Annotated in this window: 22 protein-coding genes and 3 pseudogenes; 8 read left to right on the top strand and 17 right to left on the bottom strand. The window is 68.5% G+C overall.

Annotated elements, in window-relative coordinates:
* Window positions 1–76: 76 nt before the first annotated feature.
* From OG352_RS22720 to OG352_RS22730, 3 genes are all read right to left on the bottom strand, one after another.
* Window positions 77–1,117 (bottom strand): ABC transporter, encoded by a 1,041-nt coding sequence (locus OG352_RS22720; RefSeq protein WP_329219340.1) that lies wholly within the window; start codon window positions 1,115–1,117, stop codon window positions 77–79.
* Window positions 1,114–2,058 (bottom strand): ABC transporter ATP-binding protein, encoded by a 945-nt coding sequence (locus OG352_RS22725; protein WP_329219342.1) that lies wholly within the window; start codon window positions 2,056–2,058, stop codon window positions 1,114–1,116. Before OG352_RS22725 ends, OG352_RS22720 begins: the two co-directional genes overlap by 4 nt.
* Window positions 2,059–2,127: 69 nt before the next feature.
* Complete coding sequence (locus OG352_RS22730; RefSeq protein ID WP_329219344.1) at window positions 2,128–2,547, bottom strand: GntR family transcriptional regulator; 420 nt, start codon at window positions 2,545–2,547, stop codon at window positions 2,128–2,130.
* A 454-nt stretch (window positions 2,548–3,001) separates the two neighbouring features.
* Between OG352_RS22730 and OG352_RS22735 the strand changes: the two genes are divergently transcribed.
* From OG352_RS22735 to OG352_RS22745, 3 genes are all read left to right on the top strand, one after another.
* Window positions 3,002–3,376 (top strand): hypothetical protein, encoded by a 375-nt coding sequence (locus OG352_RS22735; RefSeq protein WP_329219346.1) that lies wholly within the window; start codon window positions 3,002–3,004, stop codon window positions 3,374–3,376.
* 158 nt (window positions 3,377–3,534) lie between these two features.
* Window positions 3,535–3,906 carry a hypothetical protein gene (locus OG352_RS22740; protein WP_329219348.1) on the top strand — a complete coding sequence of 124 codons (372 nt, stop codon included), beginning with the start codon at window positions 3,535–3,537 and terminating at the stop codon, window positions 3,904–3,906.
* 73 nt (window positions 3,907–3,979) lie between these two features.
* Window positions 3,980–5,119: a polyprenyl synthetase family protein gene (locus OG352_RS22745; RefSeq protein WP_329219349.1), complete on the top strand. Its 1,140-nt coding sequence runs from the start codon at window positions 3,980–3,982 to the stop codon at window positions 5,117–5,119.
* A gap of 120 nt (window positions 5,120–5,239) precedes the next feature.
* Here OG352_RS22745 and OG352_RS22750 read toward each other — a convergent pair whose 3' ends face one another.
* Together OG352_RS22750 and OG352_RS22755 are read right to left on the bottom strand one after the other, a co-directional pair.
* Window positions 5,240–6,790, bottom strand: a complete 1,551-nt coding sequence (locus OG352_RS22750; RefSeq protein WP_329219350.1) for a DEAD/DEAH box helicase — start codon at window positions 6,788–6,790, stop codon at window positions 5,240–5,242.
* Window positions 6,791–6,952: 162 nt separating this feature from the next.
* Complete coding sequence (locus tag OG352_RS22755) at window positions 6,953–7,156, bottom strand: cold-shock protein (RefSeq protein WP_031482971.1); 204 nt, start codon at window positions 7,154–7,156, stop codon at window positions 6,953–6,955.
* Between the two features lie 263 nt (window positions 7,157–7,419).
* On the opposite strand from OG352_RS22755, the gene OG352_RS22760 reads away from it, so the two are divergent.
* Entirely contained in the window at window positions 7,420–7,788 is a 369-nt protein-coding gene (locus tag OG352_RS22760; RefSeq protein ID WP_329219352.1) for a DUF952 domain-containing protein, read from the top strand.
* A gap of 122 nt (window positions 7,789–7,910) precedes the next feature.
* On the opposite strand, the pseudogene OG352_RS22765 reads toward OG352_RS22760, so the two are convergent.
* Window positions 7,911–8,189 (bottom strand): annotated as a pseudogene (locus tag OG352_RS22765) (TerB family tellurite resistance protein); the annotation flags it as partial.
* Window positions 8,190–8,314: 125 nt separating this feature from the next.
* Here OG352_RS22765 and OG352_RS22770 point away from each other — a divergent pair.
* Entirely contained in the window at window positions 8,315–11,452 is a 3,138-nt protein-coding gene (locus OG352_RS22770) for a Tn3 family transposase (protein WP_329219354.1), read from the top strand.
* Window positions 11,453–11,664: 212 nt separating this feature from the next.
* Here the strand turns inward: OG352_RS22770 and OG352_RS22775 are convergent, their stop codons facing one another.
* The 4 genes from OG352_RS22775 to OG352_RS22790 form a co-directional block, all read right to left on the bottom strand.
* Window positions 11,665–12,228: a hypothetical protein gene (locus OG352_RS22775; RefSeq protein WP_329219355.1), complete on the bottom strand. Its 564-nt coding sequence runs from the start codon at window positions 12,226–12,228 to the stop codon at window positions 11,665–11,667.
* A 142-nt stretch (window positions 12,229–12,370) separates the two neighbouring features.
* Window positions 12,371–13,036 carry a hypothetical protein gene (locus OG352_RS22780; protein ID WP_443072318.1) on the bottom strand — a complete coding sequence of 222 codons (666 nt, stop codon included), beginning with the start codon at window positions 13,034–13,036 and terminating at the stop codon, window positions 12,371–12,373.
* Entirely contained in the window at window positions 13,033–13,500 is a 468-nt protein-coding gene (locus OG352_RS22785) for a DUF2199 domain-containing protein (RefSeq protein WP_329223926.1), read from the bottom strand. The genes OG352_RS22780 and OG352_RS22785 overlap by 4 nt, the downstream gene beginning before the upstream one ends.
* Window positions 13,501–14,262: 762 nt before the next feature.
* Window positions 14,263–14,883: a hypothetical protein gene (locus tag OG352_RS22790; RefSeq protein ID WP_329219356.1), complete on the bottom strand. Its 621-nt coding sequence runs from the start codon at window positions 14,881–14,883 to the stop codon at window positions 14,263–14,265.
* 503 nt (window positions 14,884–15,386) lie between these two features.
* Here OG352_RS22790 and OG352_RS22795 point away from each other — a divergent pair.
* Together OG352_RS22795 and OG352_RS40035 are read left to right on the top strand one after the other, a co-directional pair.
* Window positions 15,387–15,518, top strand: coding sequence for a hypothetical protein (locus OG352_RS22795; RefSeq protein ID WP_329219358.1), 132 nt, complete (start codon window positions 15,387–15,389; stop codon window positions 15,516–15,518).
* Window positions 15,519–15,627: 109 nt separating this feature from the next.
* Window positions 15,628–15,918, top strand: a complete 291-nt coding sequence (locus OG352_RS40035) for a zinc finger domain-containing protein (RefSeq protein WP_443072319.1) — start codon at window positions 15,628–15,630, stop codon at window positions 15,916–15,918.
* Between the two features lie 90 nt (window positions 15,919–16,008).
* Here OG352_RS40035 and OG352_RS22800 read toward each other — a convergent pair whose 3' ends face one another.
* From OG352_RS22800 to OG352_RS22825, 6 genes are all read right to left on the bottom strand, one after another.
* Window positions 16,009–16,815 carry a hypothetical protein gene (locus OG352_RS22800; protein ID WP_329219360.1) on the bottom strand — a complete coding sequence of 269 codons (807 nt, stop codon included), beginning with the start codon at window positions 16,813–16,815 and terminating at the stop codon, window positions 16,009–16,011.
* A 77-nt stretch (window positions 16,816–16,892) separates the two neighbouring features.
* A complete protein-coding gene (locus OG352_RS22805; protein WP_329219362.1) occupies window positions 16,893–17,528 on the bottom strand; it encodes a hypothetical protein in 636 nt (211 codons plus the stop codon).
* Window positions 17,529–17,627: 99 nt separating this feature from the next.
* The gene (locus OG352_RS22810) at window positions 17,628–18,056 is read right to left on the bottom strand and encodes a hypothetical protein (protein WP_329219364.1); all 429 of its coding nucleotides are present in this window, start codon (window positions 18,054–18,056) and stop codon (window positions 17,628–17,630) included.
* The gene (locus tag OG352_RS22815; protein ID WP_329219366.1) at window positions 18,046–20,223 is read right to left on the bottom strand and encodes an integrase; all 2,178 of its coding nucleotides are present in this window, start codon (window positions 20,221–20,223) and stop codon (window positions 18,046–18,048) included. Before OG352_RS22815 ends, OG352_RS22810 begins: the two co-directional genes overlap by 11 nt.
* Window positions 20,220–21,935: a hypothetical protein gene (locus tag OG352_RS22820; RefSeq protein ID WP_329219368.1), complete on the bottom strand. Its 1,716-nt coding sequence runs from the start codon at window positions 21,933–21,935 to the stop codon at window positions 20,220–20,222. The genes OG352_RS22815 and OG352_RS22820 overlap by 4 nt, the downstream gene beginning before the upstream one ends.
* Window positions 21,935–23,287, bottom strand: a complete 1,353-nt coding sequence (locus tag OG352_RS22825; RefSeq protein WP_329219370.1) for a tyrosine-type recombinase/integrase — start codon at window positions 23,285–23,287, stop codon at window positions 21,935–21,937. The genes OG352_RS22820 and OG352_RS22825 overlap by 1 nt, the downstream gene beginning before the upstream one ends.
* A 188-nt stretch (window positions 23,288–23,475) precedes the next feature.
* Here OG352_RS22825 and OG352_RS22830 point away from each other — a divergent pair.
* A pseudogene (locus OG352_RS22830) lies at window positions 23,476–24,204 on the top strand (recombinase family protein); the annotation flags it as partial.
* A 50-nt stretch (window positions 24,205–24,254) separates the two neighbouring features.
* Here OG352_RS22830 and OG352_RS22835 read toward each other — a convergent pair.
* Window positions 24,255–24,479 (bottom strand): annotated as a pseudogene (locus OG352_RS22835) (TerB family tellurite resistance protein); the annotation flags it as partial.
* Window positions 24,480–24,589: the final 110 nt, after the last annotated feature.

The following is a 24,589-nucleotide window of genomic DNA, read 5'->3' on the forward strand; positions in this document are numbered from 1 at the left end:
AGAGAGAAGAGAGAGAAGTAGAGAGAAGAGAGAGAAGTAGAGAGAAGTAGAGAGAAGAGAGAGAAGGGGCGGCGGCTCAGACGAGGCGCTTACGGCCCCAGAGAATGACGAACGCCGAGATGGCCGCGGTCAGGGCCAGCAGGATCGAGGCGCCGAACCACTGCATGGCGGACATCTGGGAGATCGGGAGGTAGTCGACGGACCAGCCCACGACGTGTGCCTTGTCCAGGCAGGCGGCGGCGGCCTTCTCCGTCGCCTCGTTGCAACTGCCATAGCCGATGAGGTCGCCGGACGCGGTGAGGTACGACTGGTCCAGGTTGACGGCGCTGTCGGGGAGGGCCGGGAAGGTGCCGTCCCCCACCCCGTTGTGACTGGTCTTCACGAGGACGTCCCCGAGGGACAGCCGGAAGTGCGACCAGACCACCTGCACGACGACGGCGAAGCCGAGGGTGACGACCATCGCCATCAGGGTGCGGCGCACGAGCATGCCGATCGCCACACCGCCGACGACGGTGAGCAGGGTGAGCGCCGTGGGCACGGGCCCGGTGCCGTCGAAGACGGAGGCGTCGGTCCAGAACGAGATGTAGGACGACGACTTGATCGGCGACCACCACCAGGTGAACGCGGCGGAGAGCGCCGCGGTGCACACGGTGACCACGAGCACGGTCACCCCGAGCTTGGTGGCCAGCCAGCGGACGCGGCTGGTGGACTGCGCGTTGACCAGCTTGGCGGTGCCGCTCTCCAGATCACCGGCGAGCAGGGGCGCGCCCAGGAAGACGCCGATCAGGATGGGTACGACCCCGAGTACCTGGGAGACGACGTCGAACATCCGCCGGTCGAACTTGTCCTCCCAGCCGTCCTTCAGGTGGGGGTATCCGTACCCCTCGAGGTACGTCATCATCTGCTGGCGCTCGTAGACGATCACCGCGAGGGTGATGGCGGCGGCGGCCAGGATGGTCCAGTAGGCGGCGCGGTGCTGACGCCAGACGAGCCAGTTCACGCCGCTGAGCCGCAGGCCACGACCTCGGCCGGCGCCGGTGCGGGCGGAGTCGGGAGCGGAGCCGGAGGAGGCGCTGCCGGTGTTTCCGGTGCTGCCTGTGTTGGTCATCGTGCTCATGCCGCCACCGCCTGCGGGTCGACGTAGGAACTGGGACCGATCAGCGGCGGCGCTTCGGGCGAGCGCAGATAGGAGAGGAGGAGTTCCTCCAGGTTCGGGGTGCTCGCCTGCCAGGGGCCGACGGCCGGCCCGTCGGGGCGGACCAGCGAGGTGAACTGCCGTCCGCTGACGCGGGTTTCGACCACGGTGTGGTACGCCAGCTCCGGCGGCGTCTGCCCGTCGGTGTGGACCCCGGTCAACACGGCGTGGGCGGTGCGGAGTTCGTCGACCTCACCGGCCAGCCGCAGCCCGCCGCCCGAGATGACCAGCAGGTAGTCGCAGGTGTTCTCCAGCTCGGCGAGCATGTGGGTGGACATCAGCACGGTGGTGCCGCGTTCGGCGGCCTCGGCCAGCAGGGTGCCCATCAACTCGTGGCGCACCAGCGGGTCGAGATCCGACATGGGCTCGTCGAGGAGCAGCAGGTCGGGACGCTTGCCGAAGGAGACGGCGAAGGCCACCCGGGTGCGCTGGCCGCCGGAGAGGGTGCCGATCTTCGCGTCGAAGGGCACATTGCCCGCGCGGACGATGTTCTCGGCGGCCCGCTGGTCCCAGCCGGGGTTCAGTTCGCGGCCCATGCGCAGGGTCTCGGCGACGGTGAAGCGCCGGAACAGGGGCTTCTCCTGGGCGAGGAACGCGGTACGCCGCGTGGCCTCCGCGGACTCCGGGGCCGCGCCGAACACGCGCAGGGTGCCGGTGGTCGGCTCCAGCAGGTTGGCGGCGATGGCCATCAGCGTGGTCTTGCCGGCCCCGTTGGGGCCCACCAGCCCGCAGATCCGCCCGGCCGGCAGCCGGAAGGAGCAGTCCCGCAGCGCCCAGCCCCGGCGATACTTCCGGCCGAGCCCGCGGGCTTCTATGGCGGACGTGTCCGCCGACCCCCCGTGCCCCGTCTCGTAGCTATTCATGCGCGTCCCCTAGTTCCCGTTGGTCCCTGTTATTGCTGCTGTTGCGGTTGTTGCAGGTGTCGCTGCTGTTCACGTGTGCTCGGCGGCAGGCCTGGTCCCGGCGTACCGCTCCTCCATCACCGACGTGACCAGAGCGGTCACGTCGTCCTGCTCGAGACCTGCCTCGCGGGCCCGGTCCATCCAGGCCTCCAGCTCGCCGCGCAGCGGCGAATCCGCCCCCGCCTGCGGACGGGCCAGCGACTGGCGCACGAAGGTCCCCAGCCCCGGCCGCGCTTCGACCAGGCCCTCCCGTTCCAGTTCGCGGTACGCCTTGAGCGTGGTGTTCGGGTTGACCGAGGAGCTCTGGGCAACCGCCTTGGCCGTGGGCAACTGATCCCCGGGCACGAGTACGCCGAGCCGCAGCGCCTGCTTGGTCTGCTGAACGATCTGCTGATAGGCGGCGACCCCACTCCGCCTGTCGATGCGGAACTCCAACCCCTTCACCGTCATTTCACTAGTCGACTAGTGGATTGATGATGGAGCACACTTCGCGAACATGTCAAAGCCCGCAGGCCAGGGATGCTGCTGCCAGGAGGGGGGAGGGGGCGAGGGGGCTGTCAGGCCAAGGAGGATCAGGAGAGATGCCGAATCACGCGGCCGGTACCCACGGTTCACAGTTCACGCCGGGAGTGACTAAACAACCGCGAACGCTCCCAACCGCCAGGGCAGAGCCCCGGAGTTGTGATCCCTTCCGACCGGCGTGATCCTGACGGTATCCGGCCGGCTGGCGACGGCGACCGTGCCGACCTGCACAGGCAGTTCATCCACGAGTCCCCGCACATGTGCCCGCTAGGACACACCTGGCAGCCCACGGGCCGGCGGACGACTGAACCGACGACCGAGCGAACCGACCGGGTGAACCGATAAGCAAACCGATGAGCGAACCGGCGAACGGACGACCCCGATGACTCTCCTCCCTTCGGGCATGGTCATGGACGATTCATCCGTGGGCGTCTTCTTCAACTGCTCCGACCAGCAACCGGTCCCCGCGCGCTACCAGTTCAGGAGTTTCGACGCCGGAGGAGTCCTGACCTCCGAACAACTCCAGCTCCTGACCGTGAACACGACCCGGAACGCCCCGGCTTCGCGGGACGACATAGCGGACCGAGTCTCGGACGCCGTCCTCGAAACACACTCCGGGGCCCCGGTGACCTGGGCCCTGGCCGACCAGAACATCAGACTCCGGCTCGGCGGCTTCATCGTGGGCGACTGGGACGTGACATTCGCCGCCCCGGTCGAACCGTTCCGCCTCGACGGCACGTGGACCCGGAAGGTGTAGCCGACTGCGGCCGCCGGCGAAGAGTCGTGACGGCGCCCGGCCCGCCTCCGCTTCCCCCGACTCCCCCGATCTCCCCGACGAGGCGCTGTGACAGGCCTGTGACCGGAGGAGTGGCTTCCGTCACGGCCGGGGGATCATCGTCCTGGTGGGGTGATCGAATGCGCCCCGCCCTCGCCGTCCTCTCCGCTCTGCGGAGCTACCTGCCGCCGTTTCTGGCGCACCTGCTGATCGGTATCCCGACGGCCGTCGTCGTGGCCTGCGCGCGGTGGTACATCGCCTACGGGCACTGCGGCGACGACGACCTCGACCGCCGTGACCTGGACAACTGCACGTACGACCAGATCGAGAGCAGTGTGTTCGTGCTGATCATCCTCGTCGTCTTCGCCGTGCTCGTCGCGCTGATGCTCGTCCTCTACGACTGGTTCCGCCCCGTGAAGGCGGGCCGCTCGCTCAGGCCACGGCTGCTGACCCTCCCCGCGATCCTGCTGCCGTACGCCATGTTCGCCGTGTACGCGCCGAACGGTGGGTGACGGGAGCAGACAGCGAACCCACCGAATCCCCCGAACCGTCCCGCCCGCCGTCCCAGAACAGGAGCCCCGCCCCATGCCCCACACCGCCACCGGCACCCCCGCCGGCCCCGGCACCGGCCCCGGCGAACGGCTGCGTGAGCGGATCGCCGGATATGAGCGCCGCTTCCGCACCCTCTTCGAGGAGTACTTCGACGCCCTGGCCGCCGGCGCCCTCGACGCGCCGTCGTTCAGCCGCTTCACCCCGGAGTGCCTCGCCCTGCTGCGCGATCTGTCCCTGCGAGGCGGCAAGCGGATGCGCGTCGTGCTCCTGAACGAGGCCGCCCGCCTGGTGACGGACGAACCGGTCGAGGGGCTGGACTCCGCCGCGCTCAGCATCGAACTGCTCCAGACCCACGGCCTGGTCCACGACGACCTCATCGACGACAGCGCCACCCGCCGGGGCGGCCCGTCCACGTACTACGCCTACCGGGAGAAGTTCCCGCACGACCGCCAGGCGGCGATCGGCCTCACCGTCCTCGCGGGCGACCTCGCGCTGGCCCTGTCCCTGCGGGCCCTCCTCGACGCCCCGCTGCCGCCCGCGATGCGGCAGGCCATGGTCGAGGTGCAGACGCGGGCGGCGACGGACACGTTCGTCGGCCAGATCGTCGACCTGGAACGCGACTTCACCCCCACCGTCCCGGACGAGGACGTCCTGCACGGCGTCGCCGACTACAAGTCCGCCCGCTACTCACTGCTCGCGCCCCTGCGCCTGGGCCTCCTGGCCGCAGGCGGTCAACCGGACCGGTACGACGACGAGTTGAGCCGCTACGCCCAACTCGTAGGCATCTGCGGCCAGATGCGCGACGACTACCTGGACCTGTTCGGGGACGCGGCCACCATGGGCAAGCCGACCGGCACCGATCTCCGTGACGGGAAGCGCAGTTACACCGTCGTCGCGCTGCTGTCGGCCGTAGCCGACAGCGGCACAGGCGGAGGCAGCGACCGGGTGGTCGTGGAGTCCGCGCTCGGCGACGCCTCCTGTACGCCGGAGACGGTCGCCGCCGTCCGGGAGATCGCCGAACGCCGAGGCGTGCCCGACCGGATGCGGGCGGACATGCGCCGCCACGCGGAACAGGCGTCCCTCGTGGCCGCCGCCTGGCGCCCCCGATGGCGAGACGAGGCGGTCACCTTCTTCGAGCAGCTACCGGTGTGGAGCGTCGAACGAACCCGGTGAAGAGGAGGGGGAGGGGGGACGTAGCGCGAGAACTGTGACACTCCGAGTGGAAAGTGTCACAGTTCCACGGCGAAGCCCCCCTGGGTCCCCGCGCCGCGTCAGTGGACGAACCCGCTGAACTCAGCGGCCGTTCCCGCTGCCGCCGTTGCCGCCCCCGCCCCCGTTGCCCTTCGCGGGGGCGCGGCGACGGCCCTGGGAGGCGGGTCGGCCGCCCCCGGCCGCGGCGGGACGACCGCCCTGGCCTCCGGCCGGACGGCCGCGTCGGGCGCGCGGGGCGGAACCCGAGCGCTCGGGCCGCTTCTCCGAGGCGGGCGGCGGGGTGAGCACGACGGGCACGCCCGACGGCGCCTGCGCACCGGTGATACGGCTCAGCTCGGCCTCTCCCGAGCGGACCCGGGTGGTCTGCGGGGTGATGCCGGCGTCGGCCATCAGCCGCGTCATCTCCCGCCGCTGGTGGGGCAGGACCAGCGTGACGACCGTGCCGGACTCGCCGGCGCGTGCCGTACGGCCGCCCCGGTGCAGGTAGTCCTTGTGGTCGCCGGGCGGGTCGACGTTGACGACGAGGTCGAGGTTGTCGACGTGGATGCCACGGGCCGCGACGTTGGTCGCCACCAGCACCGTCACATGGCCGTCCTTGAACTGGGCCAGCGTGCGCGTGCGCTGGTTCTGCGACTTGCCGCCGTGCAGCGACGCCGCGCGCACCCCGACCGCCAGCAGCTTCTTGGCCAGCCGGTCCGCCGCGTGCTTGGTGTCGAGGAACATGATCACTCGTCCGTCGCGGGCGGCGATCTCCGTCGTCGTGGCGTGCTTGTCCTCGTCCTCGACGTGCAGCACGTGGTGCTCCATCGTCGTCACCGCGCCCGCGGACGGGTCGACGGAGTGGACGACCGGGTCGTGCAGGTAGTTGCGCACCAGCCGGTCGACGTTACGGTCCAGGGTCGCCGAGAACAGCATGCGCTGGCCGTCCGGACGCACCTGGTCGAGGAGCTGCGTCACCTGCGGCATGAAGCCCATGTCGGCCATCTGGTCGGCCTCGTCGAGGACGGTGATGGCGACCCGGTCGAGACGGCAGTCGTCCCGGTCGATGAGGTCCTTGAGCCGGCCGGGCGTGGCCACGACCACCTCGGCGCCGCCGCGCAGCGCGCTCGCCTGCCGGCCGATCGACAGACCGCCGACCACCGTGGCGATCCGCAGCCGCAGCGCACGGGCGTAGGGGGTGAGGGCGTCGTTGACCTGCTGGGCGAGTTCCCGGGTGGGGACGAGGACCAGGGCCAGCGGCTGACGGGGCTCGGCGCGCTGCCCGTCCATACGGGCCAGCATCGCGAGGCCGAAGGCGAGGGTCTTGCCGGAGCCGGTGCGGCCACGGCCCAGGACGTCCCGGCCGGCCAGCGAGTTCGGCAGCGTCGCGGCCTGGATCGGGAACGGGGTGGTGACGCCTTCGGCGCCGAGGGCGGTCAACAGCCGCTCGGGCATGTCGAGTTCGGCGAACGCCTCGACCGGCGGCAACCCCGGGGTGAGGGTGACGGGCAGGGCGAACTCACCGCCGGACGCGGCGGGACGACTCCCGCGCCCACTCCGCCCGGCCTTGGCCGAACCGGCCGAACCGGCCGAACGGGAGGGGGCGGTACCGCCGCCACCACGGCGGGAGCGGACGGAGCTGTTGCGGTTCATTCGGAACCTTCCTCGATGCGGCACGTATCGAGGAATTCCTCCCGATTTGAGGATTCACAAGAATGAGCCGAAGAAAATACATCAAATACAACGACGTGAGCCGGGGCCCGCACTACGAGAGTGCGAGCCCCGGCCACGTGGTACGCGTAGGTCGCGTCAGCGTCAGGCGGGAACGATGTTCTCGGCCTGCGGGCCCTTCTGGCCCTGCGTGACGTCGAAGGTAACCTTCTGGCCTTCCTGAAGCTCGCGGAAGCCCTGGGTGGCGATGTTCGAGTAGTGGGCGAAAACGTCGGGGCCGCCACCCTCCTGCTCGATGAAGCCGAAGCCCTTTTCCGCGTTGAACCACTTCACGGTGCCAGATGCCATATTGATCTCCCTTGGGGCAGTGCCCGGTGTCCGCACCTTGCGGAACCGGCGTCGCAGGATCAGAAAGCCCCGGAAACAAAAAGAGTGCCCGTCGACGGAAGGTCGAAGAGCACTCACAAGCCTCTGGTAACCGAAACTGCCACTTTTATCACGGTAGCACAGGTCGGAGCGAAGGGCCCACGATGCCCCCACGGAGTGTCTGAAAAGTGTCCTAGGAGCGCTCCAGGCCGTGGGACGGCACACCTGAGTTGTATAACCTGATCATGATTTATCACGTCGTACCGCTCGACGAGTGGAGCGCCGCCCCCGACCGGCCCTACGCGCCCGCCTCCCTCGCCGAGGACGGATTCGTGCACTGCTCGCCCGACGAGGAGACCACCCTCACCGTCGTCAACGCCTTCTACCGCGACGCTCCCCGCCCCCTGCTGGCCCTGGTCCTCGACGAGAATCGCCTCACCGCGAGATGCGAGTGGGAGGCAGCCGCCCCTGCCCCACCCCCCGGCACCGCCGAGACCACCCTGTTCCCCCACGTATTCGGCCCCCTCGACCGCAACGCCGTCACCCGAGTCCTCGAGGTCCGCTGGGACGAGGAGGGCCGGGCGACGGGCCTGGAGGACCGCGACGGACACTGATTAAGGTGCCGCCGCAGCTCATCCGGGCTCTCCCAGCCGCTCCGTCTCCGTCCTCCTCGCCCTCCGCGTCCGCACGAAGTGGACGATCGCCAGGACGAGGGTGAGCAGCACGACGTCCTCGATCAGGTCCTCCACGGCCCTCGCCGTCCTCGCGGCGGAGTGCCCGAAGGTGGCGCCAGGTCGAGGGAGAAGCACGCCTCGCGGACGACGGCCTGCTCCGTCTTGTCGAAGTCGCCGTCGGCGCCGCCGATGACGATGCCGATCTGGATGACCGCCCGTGCCTCGGCCGGCTTCTTCTTCGCCTTGGCGATCTCCTGCAACACGCTGACCTTGCCGAAGTCGAAGTCGGCGGTCAGCTTGTCGATGTTGGCGTCGAAACGCCGCTGAAGATCGGCGTTGGGGACCAGCGGTACAGCCGTTGGCGCTAAGGATTTGATCTTCGTCGTCTAGCACAGGTGATCGGTCTGCTGCGGAGGTTCGGAGGAAGATCCCCGACCCCCGGCCGGGGCTGATTACCGTCCGTCGCATGCCGGTGGAATTTCTGACTGATGAGCAGGCCGAGGCGTACGGGAAGTTCGCCGAGGAGCCGACGAGGCCCGAGCTGGAGCGGTTCTTCTTCCTCGACGACGAGGACAGGAAGCTGATCGCGAAGCGGCGTGGTGACCACAACCGGCTCGGTTTCGCCCTCCAGATGTGCACGGTCCGCTACATCGGGCTGTTCCTGGAGGACCCCCTGGCGGTGCCGTGGCCGGTGGTGAAGCACCTGGCCGTGCAGTTGGAGATCGAGGACGTCTCCTGCGTCAAGGAGTACACCGAGCGGTTGAAGACGGCGTACGAGCACGCGTGGGAGATCCGCGATGCGTACGACTACCACCCATTCGAGGACCACACCCAGGGCCGGAGGTTCCGGGCGTTCCTGCACGGCCGGGCGTGGACGGCGCACGCCGAGGGACCGAAGGCGCTGTTCGATCACTCGGTGGGCTGGCTGCGCCGGCACCGGGTGCTGCTGCCGGGGGTGAGCGTGCTGGCCCGCCAGGTCTCCGAGGTCCGCGCCATCGCGGAGAAGCGGCTGCACACCACGGTCGCGAAGGCCGCCCGCAGGGCGGACCCCGCGCTGCCCGGTGATCTGGTGGCCACGCTGAAGACTCCGGAGGGCAGGCGGTACTCGGAGCTTGAGCGGATGCGCCAGCCTCCGACGCGGACCACGGGTACCGCGATGAAGGGCGCCTTGCAGCGGGTCGAGGACATCGCCGCCTTCCAGCTGGGCCGTTTGAAGCTGGAGCAGATCCCGCCGAACCGGCTGTCCGCGCTGGCCCGGTACGGGCTGGGCACCAAGGCGCCGAAGCTGGAGCGGACCCCGGAGCCCAAGCGCACGGCGATGCTCACCGCGGTGGTGCGCCACCTGGAGGCCAAGGCAATCGACGACGCCCTGGACCTGTTCGAGATTCTGATGGCCACCAGGCTGATCAGCACCGCGAAGCGGTCCACCGACAAGCAGCGCCTCTCCACGCTGCCGCAGTTGGAGAAGGCATCGCGGCTCGTGGCCAAGGCCGCGACGGTGTTCATCGAGGAGCTGGAACTCATCGAGCAGAGCGGCTGCGCTGTGGACGTGACCGCACTGTGGGCGGCGCTGGAGGAGGTCGCGCCCCGGGCGGCACTGTCCAGCGCGGCCACGGTGGTGGTGAGCCTGGTCCCGGAGGACGACGGGACGGCGGAGTCCGCGCTGCGTGGGGCGCTGGCGCTGCGCTACAACACGGTCAAGCCGTTCCTGTCGCTGCTGGGCGAGACCTCGGCGCTGGGGGCTGCGACTGGCGGGGCCCGCGTCCTGGCCGGGGTGAAGAGGCTGCCGGCGCTGTCGCGGCGGAAGGTGGGCGAGAAGCCGCTGCTGCCGCGGGAGGTCGACGACAAGCTGGTGCCGGCGCACTGGCGCAAGGCGGTGTACGCGAACACCGAGCTCCCGCAAGGGGCGGTGGACCGCGACGCGTACGTGGTGTGCGTGCTGGAGCAGTTGTTCCGCGCGCTCAAGCGCCGCGACATCTTCGCCTCTCCCTCGCACCGCTGGTCCGACCCGCGCGCCCGCCTGCTGGACGGCAAGAGCTGGGAGGCGGTGCGCGAGGACGTCCTGGCGGGGCTGAGTCTGGAGGAGGACGCCGAGGAGCACCTGCGGGAGCTGACGGCGGTCCTGGACGCGACGTGGAAGCAGATGGCCGAGCGCCTGGAGGAGGCTGGCACCGGCGCGAAGATCAGCATCGAGGTCCAGCCGAACGGTAGGGCGAAGCTGAACGTGGAGAAGCTCCACGCGCTCGGAGAGCCGAAGTCCCTGGCCTGGCTGCGCGGCCGGGTCGAGAAGATGCTCCCGAAGATCGACCTGCCGGACCTGCTGTTTGAGGTGCAAGCCTGGACCGGATTCCTGGACGCCTTCGTGCACCTGGGCGACGGCAAGACCCGCATGAAGGACCTGACCACCTCAGTCGTCGCGCTCCTCGTGAGCGAGGCGTGCAATATCGGCATGACCCCGGTCATCAACCCGAACCACGAGGCGCTCACCCGGGCCCGGCTCGTCCACGTCGACCAGTACTACCTGCGCGCGGAGACCATCGCCGCGGCGAACGCCGCGCTGATTGAGGCCCAGGCCCGGGTGGCGATCGTTCAGCACTGGGGCAAGGGACTGCTCGCCTCCGTCGACGGCCTGCGCTTCGTTGTCCCCGTCCGCACCATCAACGCCGCCCCCAGCCCCAAGTACTTCGCGAAGAAGAAGGGCATCACCTGGCTGAACGCCATCAACGACCAGGTCATCGGCATCGGGCAGATGGTCGTGCCCGGCACCCCACGCGACTCCCTGTTCATCCTGGACGCCCTACTGAACCTGGACGGCGGAGTGAAGCCGGAGATGGTCGCCACCGACAACGCCTCCTACTCCGACATGGTCTTCGGCATCTTCAAGATGCTCGGCTACCGCTTCTCCCCGCGCTTCAAGGACCTCGAAGACCAGCGGTTCTGGAAGGCGGCGATGCCCGGCGCCGAGACGGCGGGCGGGTACGGGCCGCTGGAGGCGCTGGCCCGCAACAAGGTCAACGTGAAGAAGGTCCTGACCGCCTGGCCGGACATGCTGCGGGTGGCCGGCTCCCTGGTCACCAACCAGGTGAGGGCCTACGACCTGCTGCGGATGTTCGGCCGCGAGGGCCACCCCACCCCGCTGGGGCAGGCGTTCGCCGAGTATGGGCGGATCGCCAAGACCCTGCACCTACTCGCCGTCGTCGACCCGGTCGACGACACCTACCGGCGTCAGATGCACAAGCAGCTCACCGTCCAGGAGTCCCGCCACAAACTCGCCCGTGACATCTGCCACGGCAAGAAGGGCACCATCCACCAGGCGTACCGGGACGGGATGGAAGATCAGTTGGGGTCGCTGGGTCTCGTCTTGAATGCGGTGGTGCTCTGGACGACCCGGTACATCGACGCTGCCGTCGCCCAGCTCCGCGCCGAGGGGCACGAGATCCGCGACGCGGACGTGGCCCGTCTCTCCCCGCTCAAGCACAAGAACCTCAACGTCCTGGGTCGCTACAGCTTCACCGCTACCCAGCCGGCGAGCGGCACCCTGCGCCCGCTGCGCGACCCGGACGCGGCCGGACTCGATGACGACGAGGACGGCGCGGAGGACTGACGGCGTCAGGTACCGACCGCGGCGTCGATCAGCTTGTGGGCCGCCGCCTCCGGCAGCCGCTTCGACTCCGTGGCGGTCTGCTCTCTGGGGGCATGCCGACGCTACGGGCAGCCGCTGGCACTGAGCGCCACCTGGCCCGCTTGGACAAAATATGCCGTTCACCGCATGGACCGCCGGAGCACGGGCGGGATCGGAGTCGAGGTCTTGTGCCCTCAGCCCAAGCTGCCGGCGGTACGGCCAAGTACGGTGCGGAACCGTTCCCGCCCCGCCCCGATGCTCGCCTCCCACAGTCCTGCGGCGTCACCGGACACCGAGAGGGCCTGGAGCCCGTGCTCCTGTGCAAGGAACCCGGCGCCGAACACATTCTGGTCGAGCATCCCCATCGCAGTGAGCGCCGCATGGCCACAGGACACCGCGTCATCAACGCTCCCGGAGCCGTTGGCCAGTAGGGCATATCGCAGGACCAGGGCGGCGAAGAAGGTGTTGATGCCGACGACGTCGGTGACCACTTCGTCATCCGTCGGCTGCAGCTCGGGGAACCGCTCCAACACACGTACGCGCTCCGCGCCGTCGGAGAGCGGGCGGTCGGCATGCCAGAGGTCGCGTACGGACTCCGCGTAGAAATCCACGTCGTCTTCCCGGCCCGGTGCGCCCACCCGCAGCCCCACAAACAGTGGCGCCATGCGTTCGGTACAGGCGGCTACGTACAGACGGACCATCTCTGCGTCCCCGCCGCGAAGGGTCTCCGTGACGGCCTCTTCCACCAGCTTCTTCACGTCCTCACCTTTCCTGTAAGCCGTCCGTATGGCCGTCATGCTCGCAGGAGGCTGGCGCGTTCCAGTGCCTGGGGCACCAGTACCGCAACAGGGTCAACGCTCCGCAGATGTGACTGAGCGCTGAAAGCTTGGGCTGCAGGAGTCAGTGGCCGCTGAGGCCCCATACGTCGAGTCCGCCGTAGATATGGGCCTCCAGGCAGTGGGCCGCGGCGAAGCCGACGGCTCCGCCGCGGTAGATGGCGATGAGCGAGTCCTTGCCCCGCCACCAGGTGTCAGCGAGTCCCTGGACTTCGGGCACTGGCTCGAATCCGTCGAGGTCCACCTGTTCGACGGCGTCGCCCTTGATCTTCGTGACGGTCTTGGCCCAGCAGCCCGCGTGGTGGGCCAGTGCCAGGGCTTCCACCCATCCCTCCGTGCTGGCGTGCAGAGGTGTCCAGTGGTCGGCGTCGATCCCGAACTCGCCTCCGGGCCCGATCATGAATCCGTGGGCCATGGACACCCGGCAGTCGCCGGCCGGGAAGCGCCACCCGTTCGCGGCCGAGCCCTCGGGAACGTCGGCTTCGAGAACGCGCGGGCCGCCCTCGTACGCGGGAGCCGGGGGCAGGGCGATGCCGCCCCAGAGCTCCTGGAAGGCCACGGCTCGGTCGATCTCCGCACCGGGTATCCCGTGCTTGAGCCATACGTCCCGATGCCTCCGGATGTCCCGGCGGGGAACACGGAGCCCGTGCGCTTCGACGAAGTACCGGGCCCGGCGGCTCAGGCCTTCTGGCGCCCGAGGGGTCCGCGGCACTCGCGCGTCGGCCCTCACGACTGGTTCCTGTCGCGGGAGGGGTGAAGCACCGCCGCGGCAATCTCCCTTACGCGGTCCCGGGTGATTCCCGTGCGCTGTTCGACGGCGAGGGGGTGGTCGGTGGGTTCGAGTTCGACGAGAGGGCGCTCGCCGACCGGGCGGGTGTGGACGTGAGTCTTTAGGTTGAGAGTCGTGGGCGAGTAGGCCGAGAGGTCAGTAGTGAGCCAGCCGAAGTAGGGCGCCTCCGCTTCTCGGCCGGTGGTGTCCCACAAGTCCGCCGCGCGGGAGAAGTTCTCGCGGCTGAGCGAGACCCAGACAGCCCAGGAAAACACCTCGTCGCTGCCGATGACTGGTATCTCGATCAGACCCTTGACGAAGTAGTGCTGTGCCCGGATCACGCACTGGTCCGACGAGAGCAGGCAGTCGTCCGCGTCAGCGAAGGCCGGATCCCACACGGCCGGGGCCTCGGCCGTGTAGTTCATGGGCAGCTCAGGGTGGTGCGCCCCACAGCACGAGCAGAGGAATCCGAGATCACTGGTCATGACGTGGAGCCTAGTGACCGCCTTCGCCACCCTCGATCGGCACCCACTGGCACCACCAACGAGCATGCGGGCCGCGCGTAGCGCTCAGGCGGGCCAACTGCGTCCGGTCACAGCAGCCTGGCGACCTCCGGCCACGGGCATCACACACAGTCATTCTCATAAATGAACATCTGTGAGAGTTCTGCGAGAGCGCCGGAAGTGATCACTTTTCCGCAGGTCAACGCTCGCAAAAGTCCTCTCGAAACCCGCACGTTGTGCGACGGGGTTCTGAGAGACTCCCAGCATGGATCTCACGCCCGATTGTCAGGTTCCGTAGTCGTCTGCACTGATGTCCGAAGTCCTCTGCACGCGCGTCGGCTGAGGTCGGCGACGGTCGCGCTCGTCCGAACTTCCCGTGCACTCGACTACGAACGCGCTGGTCACCTGTGCAGGCGACTTCGGACATTGACACTTCGGAGTCGCGGGAGCCGTGTTGCCGAACCGGCTTTCCAGGCGCCCGTATCCCCTGCTGATCTCCTCCCGGCTGACGAATGCGCGGTCGAGAATCGCCTCGTGGGCCTTGCCGTACTGGATCACGGCGTTCTGGCTCACCGGGGCTGGGGGGCGGCGACTTCACCGGTTCCCCCGAGTCGCAGGCACCGGTGAGCGCCACAGCGGCGACGAGGCACAGCACCCCTGTGCCTCGTCGCACCGCTGCTCAGGTCACGAGTTCTGGCGGCCGATCGACATGTCACCCTTGCGCGGGGCCTTCACGATGATGGTCTTCGTCTTCTTGACGCACGGCGGCGCGTACCAGGTCTTCACCGAGGTCAGCTTCCAGCCCACCTGCCCGAGAACGGCACGGTACGCCTTGCTGGTGCTGTTCTTGTCGGTGACCGTCTGAGACCCGGTCCACGTCCACGAGTTGCCGATCTTGACGTCGACCTTCACCTTGGCCTTCGCCACGATGATCTTGGCCTCTGCCTCGTACCCACCGCTGACGTCGAACGTGAAGGTGTGGGAGCCCGACACTTCCCACTTCACCGACTGCCGGGGCAGGAGCCACGTCGACTGCGGCTCGTCCTTGTCGGCCAGGAAGTACGGCTTCCCCTTCACGGTGTACGTGGCCGGCTGGTTCACCTCGGGGCAGACGGAACCGAACGCAGACTTCGACGGCCTCTCCTCCGGCTCGTCCCCGTCGAACGCGAAGTCGGTCTCGTCGTCGACACCGACGACCGTCCCGTCGTTCATGACGATGTTCGTACCGCCGGCCGGTACGGGCTCGTCGTCCTGCGCCGCCGCGCCGGCGCCGGACGCCGTCAACAGCACGGTCGCTGCGGTCACGAGCGGAAGGGCGGTGCGTGTCAACACGTATCTCATGGGTCCCCGTTTCGATGAAGCCGATCACTTGCTCACGGACAGAAGGACAAGCGCACACCACCGCAGCGCCTTGACGACACCTCCCCGGCTGGCATGCACACGCCGTTTCCGCCTGCCTGTGATTATTGGGCACGCCAGAGCGGGAAAACCTCAGAGGGACCTCAGACTTTGGCTGGAAAGGCTCGGAGGACGGCGGGGCATCAACCGCCGTACGGGAGCCAAGACCTGAACCACCCTCACTACGCGATCGCCGCTCTCCCCAGCTCCTCCCGGCTGACCAAACCGACGGACGCGACACTCCATGCGATCCGCGACGGCTACGCCACCGACTGCCCCGGCAACCCCCTCTAAGCGTGGGTGCAGGACGGCGTCCTCGACACCGGGGAAGGCGTGACGATCGTCCTGGCCGTCCTCGCCGCGTGGGGCATCACCTGGGCCGTTCCCAACCCGCCCACGCAGGAGGGCAGATGGTGGCGGACACCTCGACCGGTAAACCGACCGTGGACGCTACGGTCGCCTGGTCCGTGGCCGTCGGCGCCCTCGCCGGGTTCTGCACCCTGGTCTGGCAGGTCCTCCGGGCCGTCTGTCAGGTTCCGTAGTCGTCTGCACTGATGTCCGAAGTCCTCTGCACGCGCGTCGGCTGAGGTCGGCGACGGTCGCGCTCGTCCGAACTTCCCGTGCACTCGACTACGAACGCGCTGGTCACCTGTGCAGGCGACTTCGGACATTGACACCGATCAGGCAGCGCTTGCGGTAGAGCGGCACGACTGCCCGAACTGTGACGCGCCCGCCGGCAGCGCCTGCCGCACCCGAGGCGGGAAGACCGCCGCGAAGTACCACACCCCCCGTTTTGTCCTGGTCCCTGCACTTCGCGAGGAACTGGAGATTCCTGTCCCCGCGGACCGCCACCCGGGCCGCGCGTGGAAGCAGGGCCCGGCGCTCGCCGTCGTGCCCGCCCCGCGCACCGAGCGGCCGGTGCGGATCGGGTACGCCAGATAGCCGGGCATGAGACGTGTCCGCGAGAGAGTGTCCCGCTCTTGATCGGATCACTCGTCTGGTGATGTCGGTCCTCCGGTCAGGGGCCGTGTCTCATTCGCCTTTGGGCGCGTTTGGTCCTTTCTCATCCTCCTTTTGAACAGGAGAGAGAGCATCAGCACCCCGCGCGACGATCGTCTCGTCGAACTCTTCCTGGCGTGCTGCGGCGGTCTGTTGGTCGATCGCGGTGCGCACGTCCTCGCCTGGACGACGGGTCGGCGCATCCAGCCGAAGTTCCGGCGGGAACGGTGGAAGTCCGGCCAGCAGTGTTGCCAGGCCGGGATCCTCCACGGTGACCAGCGGCTCCAACTCACTCGCCCGAGCCAGAATCCGTCGTAGCTCGATCTGAATGACCTTCAGGTCGAGTTTCTCTCCGGCGACCTCGACGACCCACGATTCCTGATCAACTTGTCGCATCGGCACCGAGGGGAAGGCCGGCAGGTCGCCTGTCTCCATTTGGTCGGCACTGGGACGAGGCTGATGGGCCACCCACTCGTCCAGGCGCTCGTCGAAATGCTCGCTGGCGTCTCGAACCTTCCGGTCCAGGACGGGTGATGTGTCATCGATGTCGAGCAGGTCACGCAAGTAGCTGCCCCGTTTTTGGCGCCACTCCCAGCCTTCTTGAGTCTGCCCTTTGTTCGTCCTCGGTTTGTCGGTCACGAGGGGCAATAGCATCTTGGAGACCTTGGCGGTGAACATGAGGAAGGTCTCCAGCGAGATCCAGGTCCCCGGAGGCGGTGGTGTCAGGCTCGCCTGCGCGTATACCTCGGTCAGTGCCACCTGCGCGTATCGGATTTCTTTCGCGAGCCAGGTCAGATAGACCCGATGCGCCCACTCGTCCCAGATCGGCTCGCCGCTCACAGTCCACCATCCTTCACCGGCCCCGGACTCTGTGCCACGGTCAGAGAACCACAGCCACCGGGATAGATCCCCACAGTTCAGCCACTGCGTCCAAGCCGCCTTCGTTCAGGCGGGCCGAGCGTCCGTGGCGGATCGGGGCGACGGTCGAGCGTTGTGACCAGGTGCTCCGTCCATATGTGCCCCCCTTCGCGCGCCGAGCACTTCAGCTCCAGCTCGACCCGTAGGGGTGTGACGTGCCGGTACTCCAAGTCGATGTAGAACTTGGCGTCCGCGCCGTCCGACATACTGCCGAGATCGAGGCTCTGCACCCGGGCGTACCCCTCGTCGCACTCGCCATGGGTGCGCTCACCTCGCAGCCCGAGAACGTAGCTGCCGGACGGGGTGACCACGACGCTGCTCAGCGCGACACCATCGTCCTGTTTGATGACCAGCTCGCCCCGAGGGAAGTTCACGTCCTCCCAGCTCACGTGCCCCAGCTCGACCTTGAAGTGCGGACGGCGTGCCTCGACGCGATCGGCTTCCTCTCCGGCCAGCTGCCTCCGCATGATCTCCACCTGTTCCTCGGCCGCAGTTGCCTGGCGCTGCGCCGAGGCAGCGGAATCCTCGGCGAGCTGCGCTTGCCGCTTCGCGATCCGGGTCTGCCATACCGCGATCCCAGCCGCTCCCGCGCTGATGACGGCACCGGCAACTGCGGTTGCGACTCCTGCGTCCACGCTCTCTCCTCGCCCATGTGATACCGGGTGTCACCGTAGCGGCGGTCAGCCGGCGGCGGGGCGGCTGTCACGCAACACGTTCATCCCGCTGCCCACGGGTTATCGGGTCGGGAACACCCGGACCTCGGCCTGCGGGGTGGACTCCAAATCCATCCGCAGTCTGATGATCTCGTTGTGCTGGGCTGCGAGGCGGGACAAGGCCGTGACCTGGAACTCTTTCAAGGCGTCGAGCTCCGTGTTCTTCCTGCTGAGACGTTCGCGCAGCGTCGCGACTTCGGCCTTGAGCCGTTCGATCTGTGCCAGTCGTGGGTCGGGGTGCTGTCCGGCTTCCTGGGCGGCGGTCCGCTGACGGTCGAACTCGGCTTTCAGGTGCGGGTAGGTGCGGTAGAGCGTCGCCCGCGGCACTCCCGCGAGGGTGCAAAGGCTCTTGACGTCACACTTCAGGCCATCGGGGACGGAGCCGGCGAGGAGTTGTTGCATCGCGCTCCGGATCCTGGTCTCGGCCTCCGCTTGGTGGTCATGCGTCATGAACGGGTTCCTCGTCAGCATGTTCGGCGGTGTCAATCTCGGCGACGATGCGGGCGGCGCGGTCGAACGCCGCTTGGGCTCGGGCCCGTTCGGGCTTGGAGAGTCTGGGGTTGCCCAGGAAGACGGACTGGGTGTTCTCCACGTGGTCGGCCCAGATCTGCCGGTGCTGGGGGTGGTGGGTGGCCTGCGGGCAGCGGGCCGAGTCGCACAACCCCATCAGGGGCTCGGCGGCGTTCGGGGTGCCGGCGAGTTTCAGGCACAACGCCTTGCCCGGGTCGGAGAACCAGCAGTAGTTACCGACGCCGACATGCAGGGTTTTCGCCTTCACTTTCAAGACACGCTCGACGCGCCGGTCGTCGATCACGGTGACCGGACCGGCGTCGTGCCGCTCCAGGGCCTGGTCGACGGCCTTGAAGGCGGCGATGAGGTCGCGGGCGCCTTGGCCGCTGGGCAGTATGCCGCGCTGGTAGTCCTCGTAGGCGGCGACGGTCAGCCGCAGGTGTTCGGCTTCTTCCTCGGCGGCGACTTCGGCTGCGAAGGCGGCCTGGTGTCCGCCGGGGCGGGCGGCATAGCCCTCGGCTGTGGCGACGCTGACATGCTTGAGGTGCAGTTTCACGGCCATCAGACCGTGAGGGCGCTGTGCGATGGTCATCGCGAGCGTGCGCCGCAGGGCTCTGGGATTGACCGGGCCGTCGGGGATGGGATCCAGGCCGAGCCGCAGTCCATATTCGCCGTTCACCCAGGAACGCAGGGCCGTGTAGCGGCTGTTGCTGTTGTTGGACGCCTTGGCGAACAGCCGCTCACCCGGGGCGGCACCGGTGAGGGCTTCGGCGGTGGCGATGGCCCGGTGCACGTCCTCGGTGATCACCCAAGCGTCCTCGGTCCCGCCGAACGCCTCGCTCTTGATGCGGCGGGAAACCAGGCGGTAGCGGGCGGCGCCTCCGGGCCGCTTTTCCTGTTGGCGGCAGCCGCTCGTCAGTTCCACCAGCTCCGAGGCACGCATCCCGGAAAGCGCGGAGGTGAGGAAGTAGGCCGCTGAGGTGACGGCATGAACCGTGGCGTCCAGTTGGTGCCGGGCCATCGGCAGAGTCCAGGGCACTGGTGTGCCGTCATCGTGCCGGGGCACCTGTGCCGCATTGCGGCACCAGGGCTGCTCAAGGCCGCACTCACTCACCCACTGTTCCAGTTCGGGGCGGAGGGTCTCCAGGTCTCTGCGGTGCCCCATGGCCCCTGCGGCCTCGACTACGAGGGGGTGCCACGACATGTGCAGAAGCGGGTCGCTGGGGGACCATCCATTCTTCAGGCGCTGGGTGACCGTCGACTTCGTGGCCCGTGGTGCGGACGTTCTGGTTTTTCGCCGTCGCTCGATCGCCTCACGCAGACCGTCGATCTCCCTGATCAGCAGGCCCCGCCGCGAGGCGATCTCATGTTCGTCGGCGGCGCGGGCCTCGGCCGCCTCGGCCGCCAACAGCGGGCCGATCGTCTCCAGCAAGTACAGACAGTTCGCCAGCAGTGGCCGCAGCAGGGTGTCCGGGACCGGCAGCACCCGGTTCTCGTCACTACGTACGTATCCGGTGACCTCGTCCGCGCTGCGGCCCGGCCACGGGCTGAAACCGGTCTGGTAGCAGTCGCTGAGGATCTCCGCGTAGAGGCTGAGGAACTGTGGAATACGAATCCTGGCGACCGTGGTCGCGGGCGACAGCAGCCGGTCAGGGTTGGTGGCACTGCGCGAGGCAGCCGCGAGATAGACGTCGCAGTGGCGCTGACAGACCTGCGACAGAGTTGTGATGCCGACCGAGGTGAGGTGGTTGAACCACAGGGCCAGGTGCCTGAGCTCGGACCAGAGCGAGTTCGGGTTCAGCGGGAACCGGAACGCCTGCGGCAGGATGGCCACGTCCGGATGGAGCGGGGCCATCCGCGCCATCAGGTATTCGCGGGCGACCTGCCGCCAGCGGGGGTTGGTGATGGCGGTGAAGTCCAGGATCTTGCGGTGTGCGGTCATCACCACCGGGGCGTCGGCGAGGCCGGTCAGGTCCCAGACGTCCTGGTCGAATACGGGCCGGGGGCTGCCGGGCTCGCGTCGCAGGCCGGCGGTCTCGACGACCGGCAGACCATGGAAGGGGCGCAGCCCGGCCAGGGCCGGGGAAGCGGCATGGGCGGTGGTCACTGGGGCTGTTCCTCCAGGTGCAGCGGCAAGAAGGCGGCAGTCTCGGCGCTTTGCCGGGTGGCGGCCTCGATGGCGGCCGGGCCGAACCGGGGCAGGATGTCCTCGTCCAGGCGGGCCGTGTACGGACCGAAGATCCGCAGGAACTGCGCGGTGGTCATCTGCTGGGCCTGCCGGGAGAAGTACTCCTTGAGCCTGAGCAGGTTGGGCAGGTGACGGGGCGCGAACGCGGCGAGCGGACACAGCAGACACACCCAGGGCCGGGCCGGACACAAGGTTCCCGCCGGGGCGTGCGGGCCGTTGAGCGGGCTGGCGCACGCGGCGACGAACATGTCCTGCTCACCGGAGAGCAGGGCCTTAATGGCCGCCGCGTCCAGACCGGCGTCCTCGACCAGGCGCGGGAAGTCCGCGACGAACGCGGCAGCGTCCTCACCATTGATCACGACCGGCGGGGCGGCCTTGCGGCGCACATCGCCCTGGGCCTGCTCGATGACGCCCTCCAGAGCGTCCAGCTGGGCCGGGGTGTGAGAGCTGAGGTAGTGATCTCCCTCGACGCGGGCGCTGTGGTTGGGGTCGATCGTCGTGCGGCCGGTCCAGGTCGTGCGGTCGCGCCGGTGGTGGTAGGTGGCCCTGACCCGGCCGCCGTGCACCGAAAGGAGCTGCCCGTCGTCGCCGAGCACGCCCGAGGACTCCATCCAGGCCCGGCGCTGGCGCTGGCCGCGGGGGCGGTCGAAGATCCTGCCCTGCCCTCTTCCGAGTCCGTCATGGCCCACATAGATCCATAGACGACCAGCCAAATCCCCGGCGTGCTCACGTAGTTGGGCCGAGTGCTCCAGCCAGCGGTCCAGCAGCCGCACGGCATCACGGGGCAGGTTGAGCGCCTCGTCCCCGGTGCGGCCCTTGCGGTAGGAGAGCAGGACCGTGTTCGCCGAAGTCCGGGTGATGTTGTCGAGTCTCAGGGCGTCGATGCCGTCAGGGACGATGCCCGTGCGCATCGCGAACAGCGTGAGGTAGGCGAACGCCGTCTCCGAGGCCGGGAACAGCGCGGCTTCGACCGTCGCGCACTGGGCCCGGTCAACACCGGCGCCTCTGCTGAACCGCTCGACGGCCTTTCTCGCCTCCGCGGGGCCCGCGTGGAGCCAGAGCCAGGCGAGGTTGTCGAAGGTGACGCCGTGGACGGACGGATCGGCGCCCCGGCCGGCTGCCTCCAGCGCCTGACGGTGTGTGCGGCGGGCCGCCGCGATCTGATTGGTGCGGGAGGCTTCCAGCTGCCGCCATTCACCGTCGCTGTAGGGCCGGTTGGGTCGGCTTTTCTCCACCTTGTTGATCCGCCGCCCGACCAGGTGACGGCAGATGCCCGGGTCCAGTCCTCCGGCGGTCTCTTGGAAGGCGTTCAGCACCACGCGGATGCGTCGTTCGCGGTGGTAGTCGCAGGTCAGCCAGTATTGGACCAGCGTGGCCGGGGTCAGATCGGCAAGACCGCCCGTGACCCCCAAGGCATCGAAGTCGCGCGCCATCCGGCGCATCGTCGTCATGTACTGCCTGGCCACCGAGCGAGTGCGGACCGGCCCGTGCGGATGCGTGGCTGCCACCAGCCCCACGGCCAGGTCCGCGGCCAGCTGCTGGTTCGGCAGATCGTGCAGGACGCCGTGGTGGATGACGCCGTCCGGCAGCGTGAACAGCACCGCCAGGGGCTGCTGGATCTCGGCCGGCATCAGACCTCGCCCTCGAACTCGGCGACCGCGTCGGTATCCACGGCCAAGGCTCCGCCGGCGGTCGCGTAGGCGTCCCGGTAGATCCGCTGGGTGTCGAGCAGATGCAGATACGCCTGAGTGGTGGCGGCACTGGTATGCCCCAACAAATCACGCAGCACCAGCAGCGGATCGGCCTTGGTCAGATAGAGCGCCAAGGCGTCGTCGCCGCCCGTGTCCACGACGAGCTGGGCGGCCTGCTGGTAGTAGCCGCGTACCAGCCGCTCCAAGGTGGCCATCGCGAAGGTGTGCCTGGTGACATGGGGATGGACATGCGGGAAGGACGGCTCAAAGCGGTCCCGGATCCGCTGCGCGGTCCGGCGCAGAACGGTCGCCCAGTCGACGAATGGCCTCCCGCCGGACTGCACCGCCAGCAGCGCGCTGCCCCCGCCGGGCGCCACCAGCCGCAGCCGCTCGGCCGGGGTGAGGCTGTGCCAGCGCCGTCGCATTCCGTTGATCAGCGCGCCGTCGTGAGTCGGGGCGTCGACAAATAGCGGGTCACGGGGCCGCCAGCGCGAGCCCTCCGCCGCCGCGGCCCGCTCCCAGCCGATGTAGTCGTGGACCCGGGCCAGGTCCTCGTAACCGATCCACGTCGACCGGCCCTTTCTGCCCTTCGCCGTCGGCGGAGCCAGCACCAGCGGCACCGGCACCGCCGTGCGGCGGCGCGGCAGCGGCGGCACCTCGTAGACCGTCAGATGTGTGAACTCCTGTGACCGCAGCCCAGTGGACAGCGCCAGGCCGATCACGGCCGCGTTGCGGCCCGTCTCCCGCCCCCGGAACGAGACGTCCCTCTCGCCCGCCGGGTCGTTGCCCGCCAGGGCGTGCATCAGCAAGTCCGCGTACGGCTTCTCCAGGTACTTCCGCGTCGCGTGCGCGTTGCCCGTACGCACCGTCGCCAGATTCCTGGCCACCTCCACGCGTGCACCGTCCGGGCGGGTCATCGACTGCCGCACGTAGGAGAACGGGACCGTCGGCGCATGCCCCTCGGCCGCCGCCCACTGGTAGAAGGACGAGAGGGTCTTGACCGCCAGATTCCAGCTTGCCGGGCTCAGCCTCGCCTCCAGCGGCCCGGCCAGCCGGTACTCGGCGTACATCGACAGCCCGTCCCGAAGCCGCTGCCGTTCGGCGAAGACGGAGATTCGGCGGGTGGCGAGGAACTCCGCCCAGCCCTTGAGAGCCTGGGCGTACGTACGCCACGACCTCGGCGACGGCGCCCCGCTGACCGGTAACTCCCGGAGCCACAGGTTCATCACCACCGTCGACCGAAGCCCCGCGGCGTCCTCGAAGCAGAGGTCCTCATCGATGAGGACGGGCATGGCCTCCCGGATGACGGGCCGCCCGTACAGGCCCCACTCTTCCCACCCGGCAGAACTGAAGTAGTGCAGGATCACATGACGAACCTGGAGTGAGACACGAGACAGAGCAAGAGCTATCACTCGTACGTGGGAAGGAACTTCACCCCCACGAGACACACTGAAACTGCAGAGCTAACGCCAGGACGTCGACCGCGCGGCAGGAGCTGGCGAGCCAGCTCGAAGCCCTTCACCGTGCCGAGTGCCACAAGGTCTTCAAGGAGCAGATCAGCACCCGGGTGAAGGTGCGGCCCGAACTGGAGAAGGCGCTCGCGCTGGCCCACCAGTTCAAGGAGGCCGCCCCCGAGACGCCCGTCATCCTCACGGTGCACGAGCTCAAGCGCCTGGCCAGGAACGCCGCCGAGCTGATGACGCTGTCCGCCGACCTCCAGGCCGGCGGCATCCAGCTCGAACTTCTCACCGGACCGCTCACCGGGATCTACGACCCCAACGGCATGGGCGCCATGTTCTTCGCCGTGCTCGCCGTCGCCGGACAGATCGAGCGCAACTACATCCGGGAGAAAACCCTAGAAGGCCAGGTCACCGCGGCAGCCAAGGGCAACCATGGTGGACGCCCGAAGGTCATCGACGACGACATGCTCACCTTTGCCGTCGCCCTCAAGAACAAAGGTGTCCCCGTCCCCGAGATCGCGAAGAAGCTGACCATCAAGACCGGGAAGAACGCGGGCAAGCACCCCTCGGTCGCCTCGCTCTACCGGGCACTCGCCGAAGCCGAGGAAGCCGCGACGGACGACCACCTGCCGCTGCGACCCAGGCCCGTTCGCATCCGCCGGCCCGAGGACCCGCTCACCGCCGAGGAGATCGACCTCCGCGAACGGCTTCAGTCCCAGCCTCATCCGAACGCCGAGAGCCGCAGCTGAGAGCCGCAATCAAGGCTTAGCGCCAACGGCTGTACCGCTGGTCCCCATGGCCGAAGATCCGTGGCGTCGAAGTTCTGCAGCACCTCGTTGCCGGCGATCAACTGCGCCACGCGACGCCGCTCGGCGGGGTCGATGGTGCCGTCCGCCGCCGCGACCAGGGCGCACATCGCCATGCTCGCATCGCGGAAGGCACCGCTCTTGAGGTCGTTCTTCTTCGCCTCGAGCTGGGTCTGCATCGTCGACGCGGACTCCTTGATGCGGTCCCACAGGGCCATGAGAACTCCAGAAGGTCGGTTCGGGTCATCTACAGCAACGTAGAAACTAACAGTCGCCTCGATAAGTTCCGCTGAACAACTGAACAACTGAACAAGGGAAGGAAGCCATG

The sequence above is a fragment of the Streptomyces sp. NBC_01485 genome, from assembly GCF_036227125.1.
Taxonomy (GTDB): Bacteria; Actinomycetota; Actinomycetes; order Streptomycetales; family Streptomycetaceae; genus Streptomyces.

Coding starts and splice junctions, on each gene's coding strand:
- OG352_RS22755 (WP_031482971.1), bottom strand. CDS start 7,156: ATGGCATCTGGCACCGTGAAGTGGTTCAACGCGGAAAAGGGCTTCGGC.
- OG352_RS22735 (WP_329219346.1), top strand. CDS start 3,002: ATGACTCTCCTCCCTTCGGGCATGGTCATGGACGATTCATCCGTGGGC.
- OG352_RS22770 (WP_329219354.1), top strand. CDS start 8,315: ATGCCGGTGGAATTTCTGACTGATGAGCAGGCCGAGGCGTACGGGAAG.
- OG352_RS22750 (WP_329219350.1), bottom strand. CDS start 6,790: ATGAACCGCAACAGCTCCGTCCGCTCCCGCCGTGGTGGCGGCGGTACC.
- OG352_RS22820 (WP_329219368.1), bottom strand. CDS start 21,935: ATGCCGGCCGAGATCCAGCAGCCCCTGGCGGTGCTGTTCACGCTGCCG.
- OG352_RS22725 (WP_329219342.1), bottom strand. CDS start 2,058: ATGAATAGCTACGAGACGGGGCACGGGGGGTCGGCGGACACGTCCGCC.
- OG352_RS22720 (WP_329219340.1), bottom strand. CDS start 1,117: ATGAGCACGATGACCAACACAGGCAGCACCGGAAACACCGGCAGCGCC.
- OG352_RS22745 (WP_329219349.1), top strand. CDS start 3,980: ATGCCCCACACCGCCACCGGCACCCCCGCCGGCCCCGGCACCGGCCCC.
- OG352_RS22740 (WP_329219348.1), top strand. CDS start 3,535: ATGCGCCCCGCCCTCGCCGTCCTCTCCGCTCTGCGGAGCTACCTGCCG.
- OG352_RS22810 (WP_329219364.1), bottom strand. CDS start 18,056: ATGACGCATGACCACCAAGCGGAGGCCGAGACCAGGATCCGGAGCGCG.
- OG352_RS22825 (WP_329219370.1), bottom strand. CDS start 23,287: ATGCCCGTCCTCATCGATGAGGACCTCTGCTTCGAGGACGCCGCGGGG.
- OG352_RS22785 (WP_329223926.1), bottom strand. CDS start 13,500: ATGAACTACACGGCCGAGGCCCCGGCCGTGTGGGATCCGGCCTTCGCT.
- OG352_RS22795 (WP_329219358.1), top strand. CDS start 15,387: ATGGTGGCGGACACCTCGACCGGTAAACCGACCGTGGACGCTACGGTC.
- OG352_RS22730 (WP_329219344.1), bottom strand. CDS start 2,547: ATGACGGTGAAGGGGTTGGAGTTCCGCATCGACAGGCGGAGTGGGGTC.
- OG352_RS22760 (WP_329219352.1), top strand. CDS start 7,420: ATGATTTATCACGTCGTACCGCTCGACGAGTGGAGCGCCGCCCCCGAC.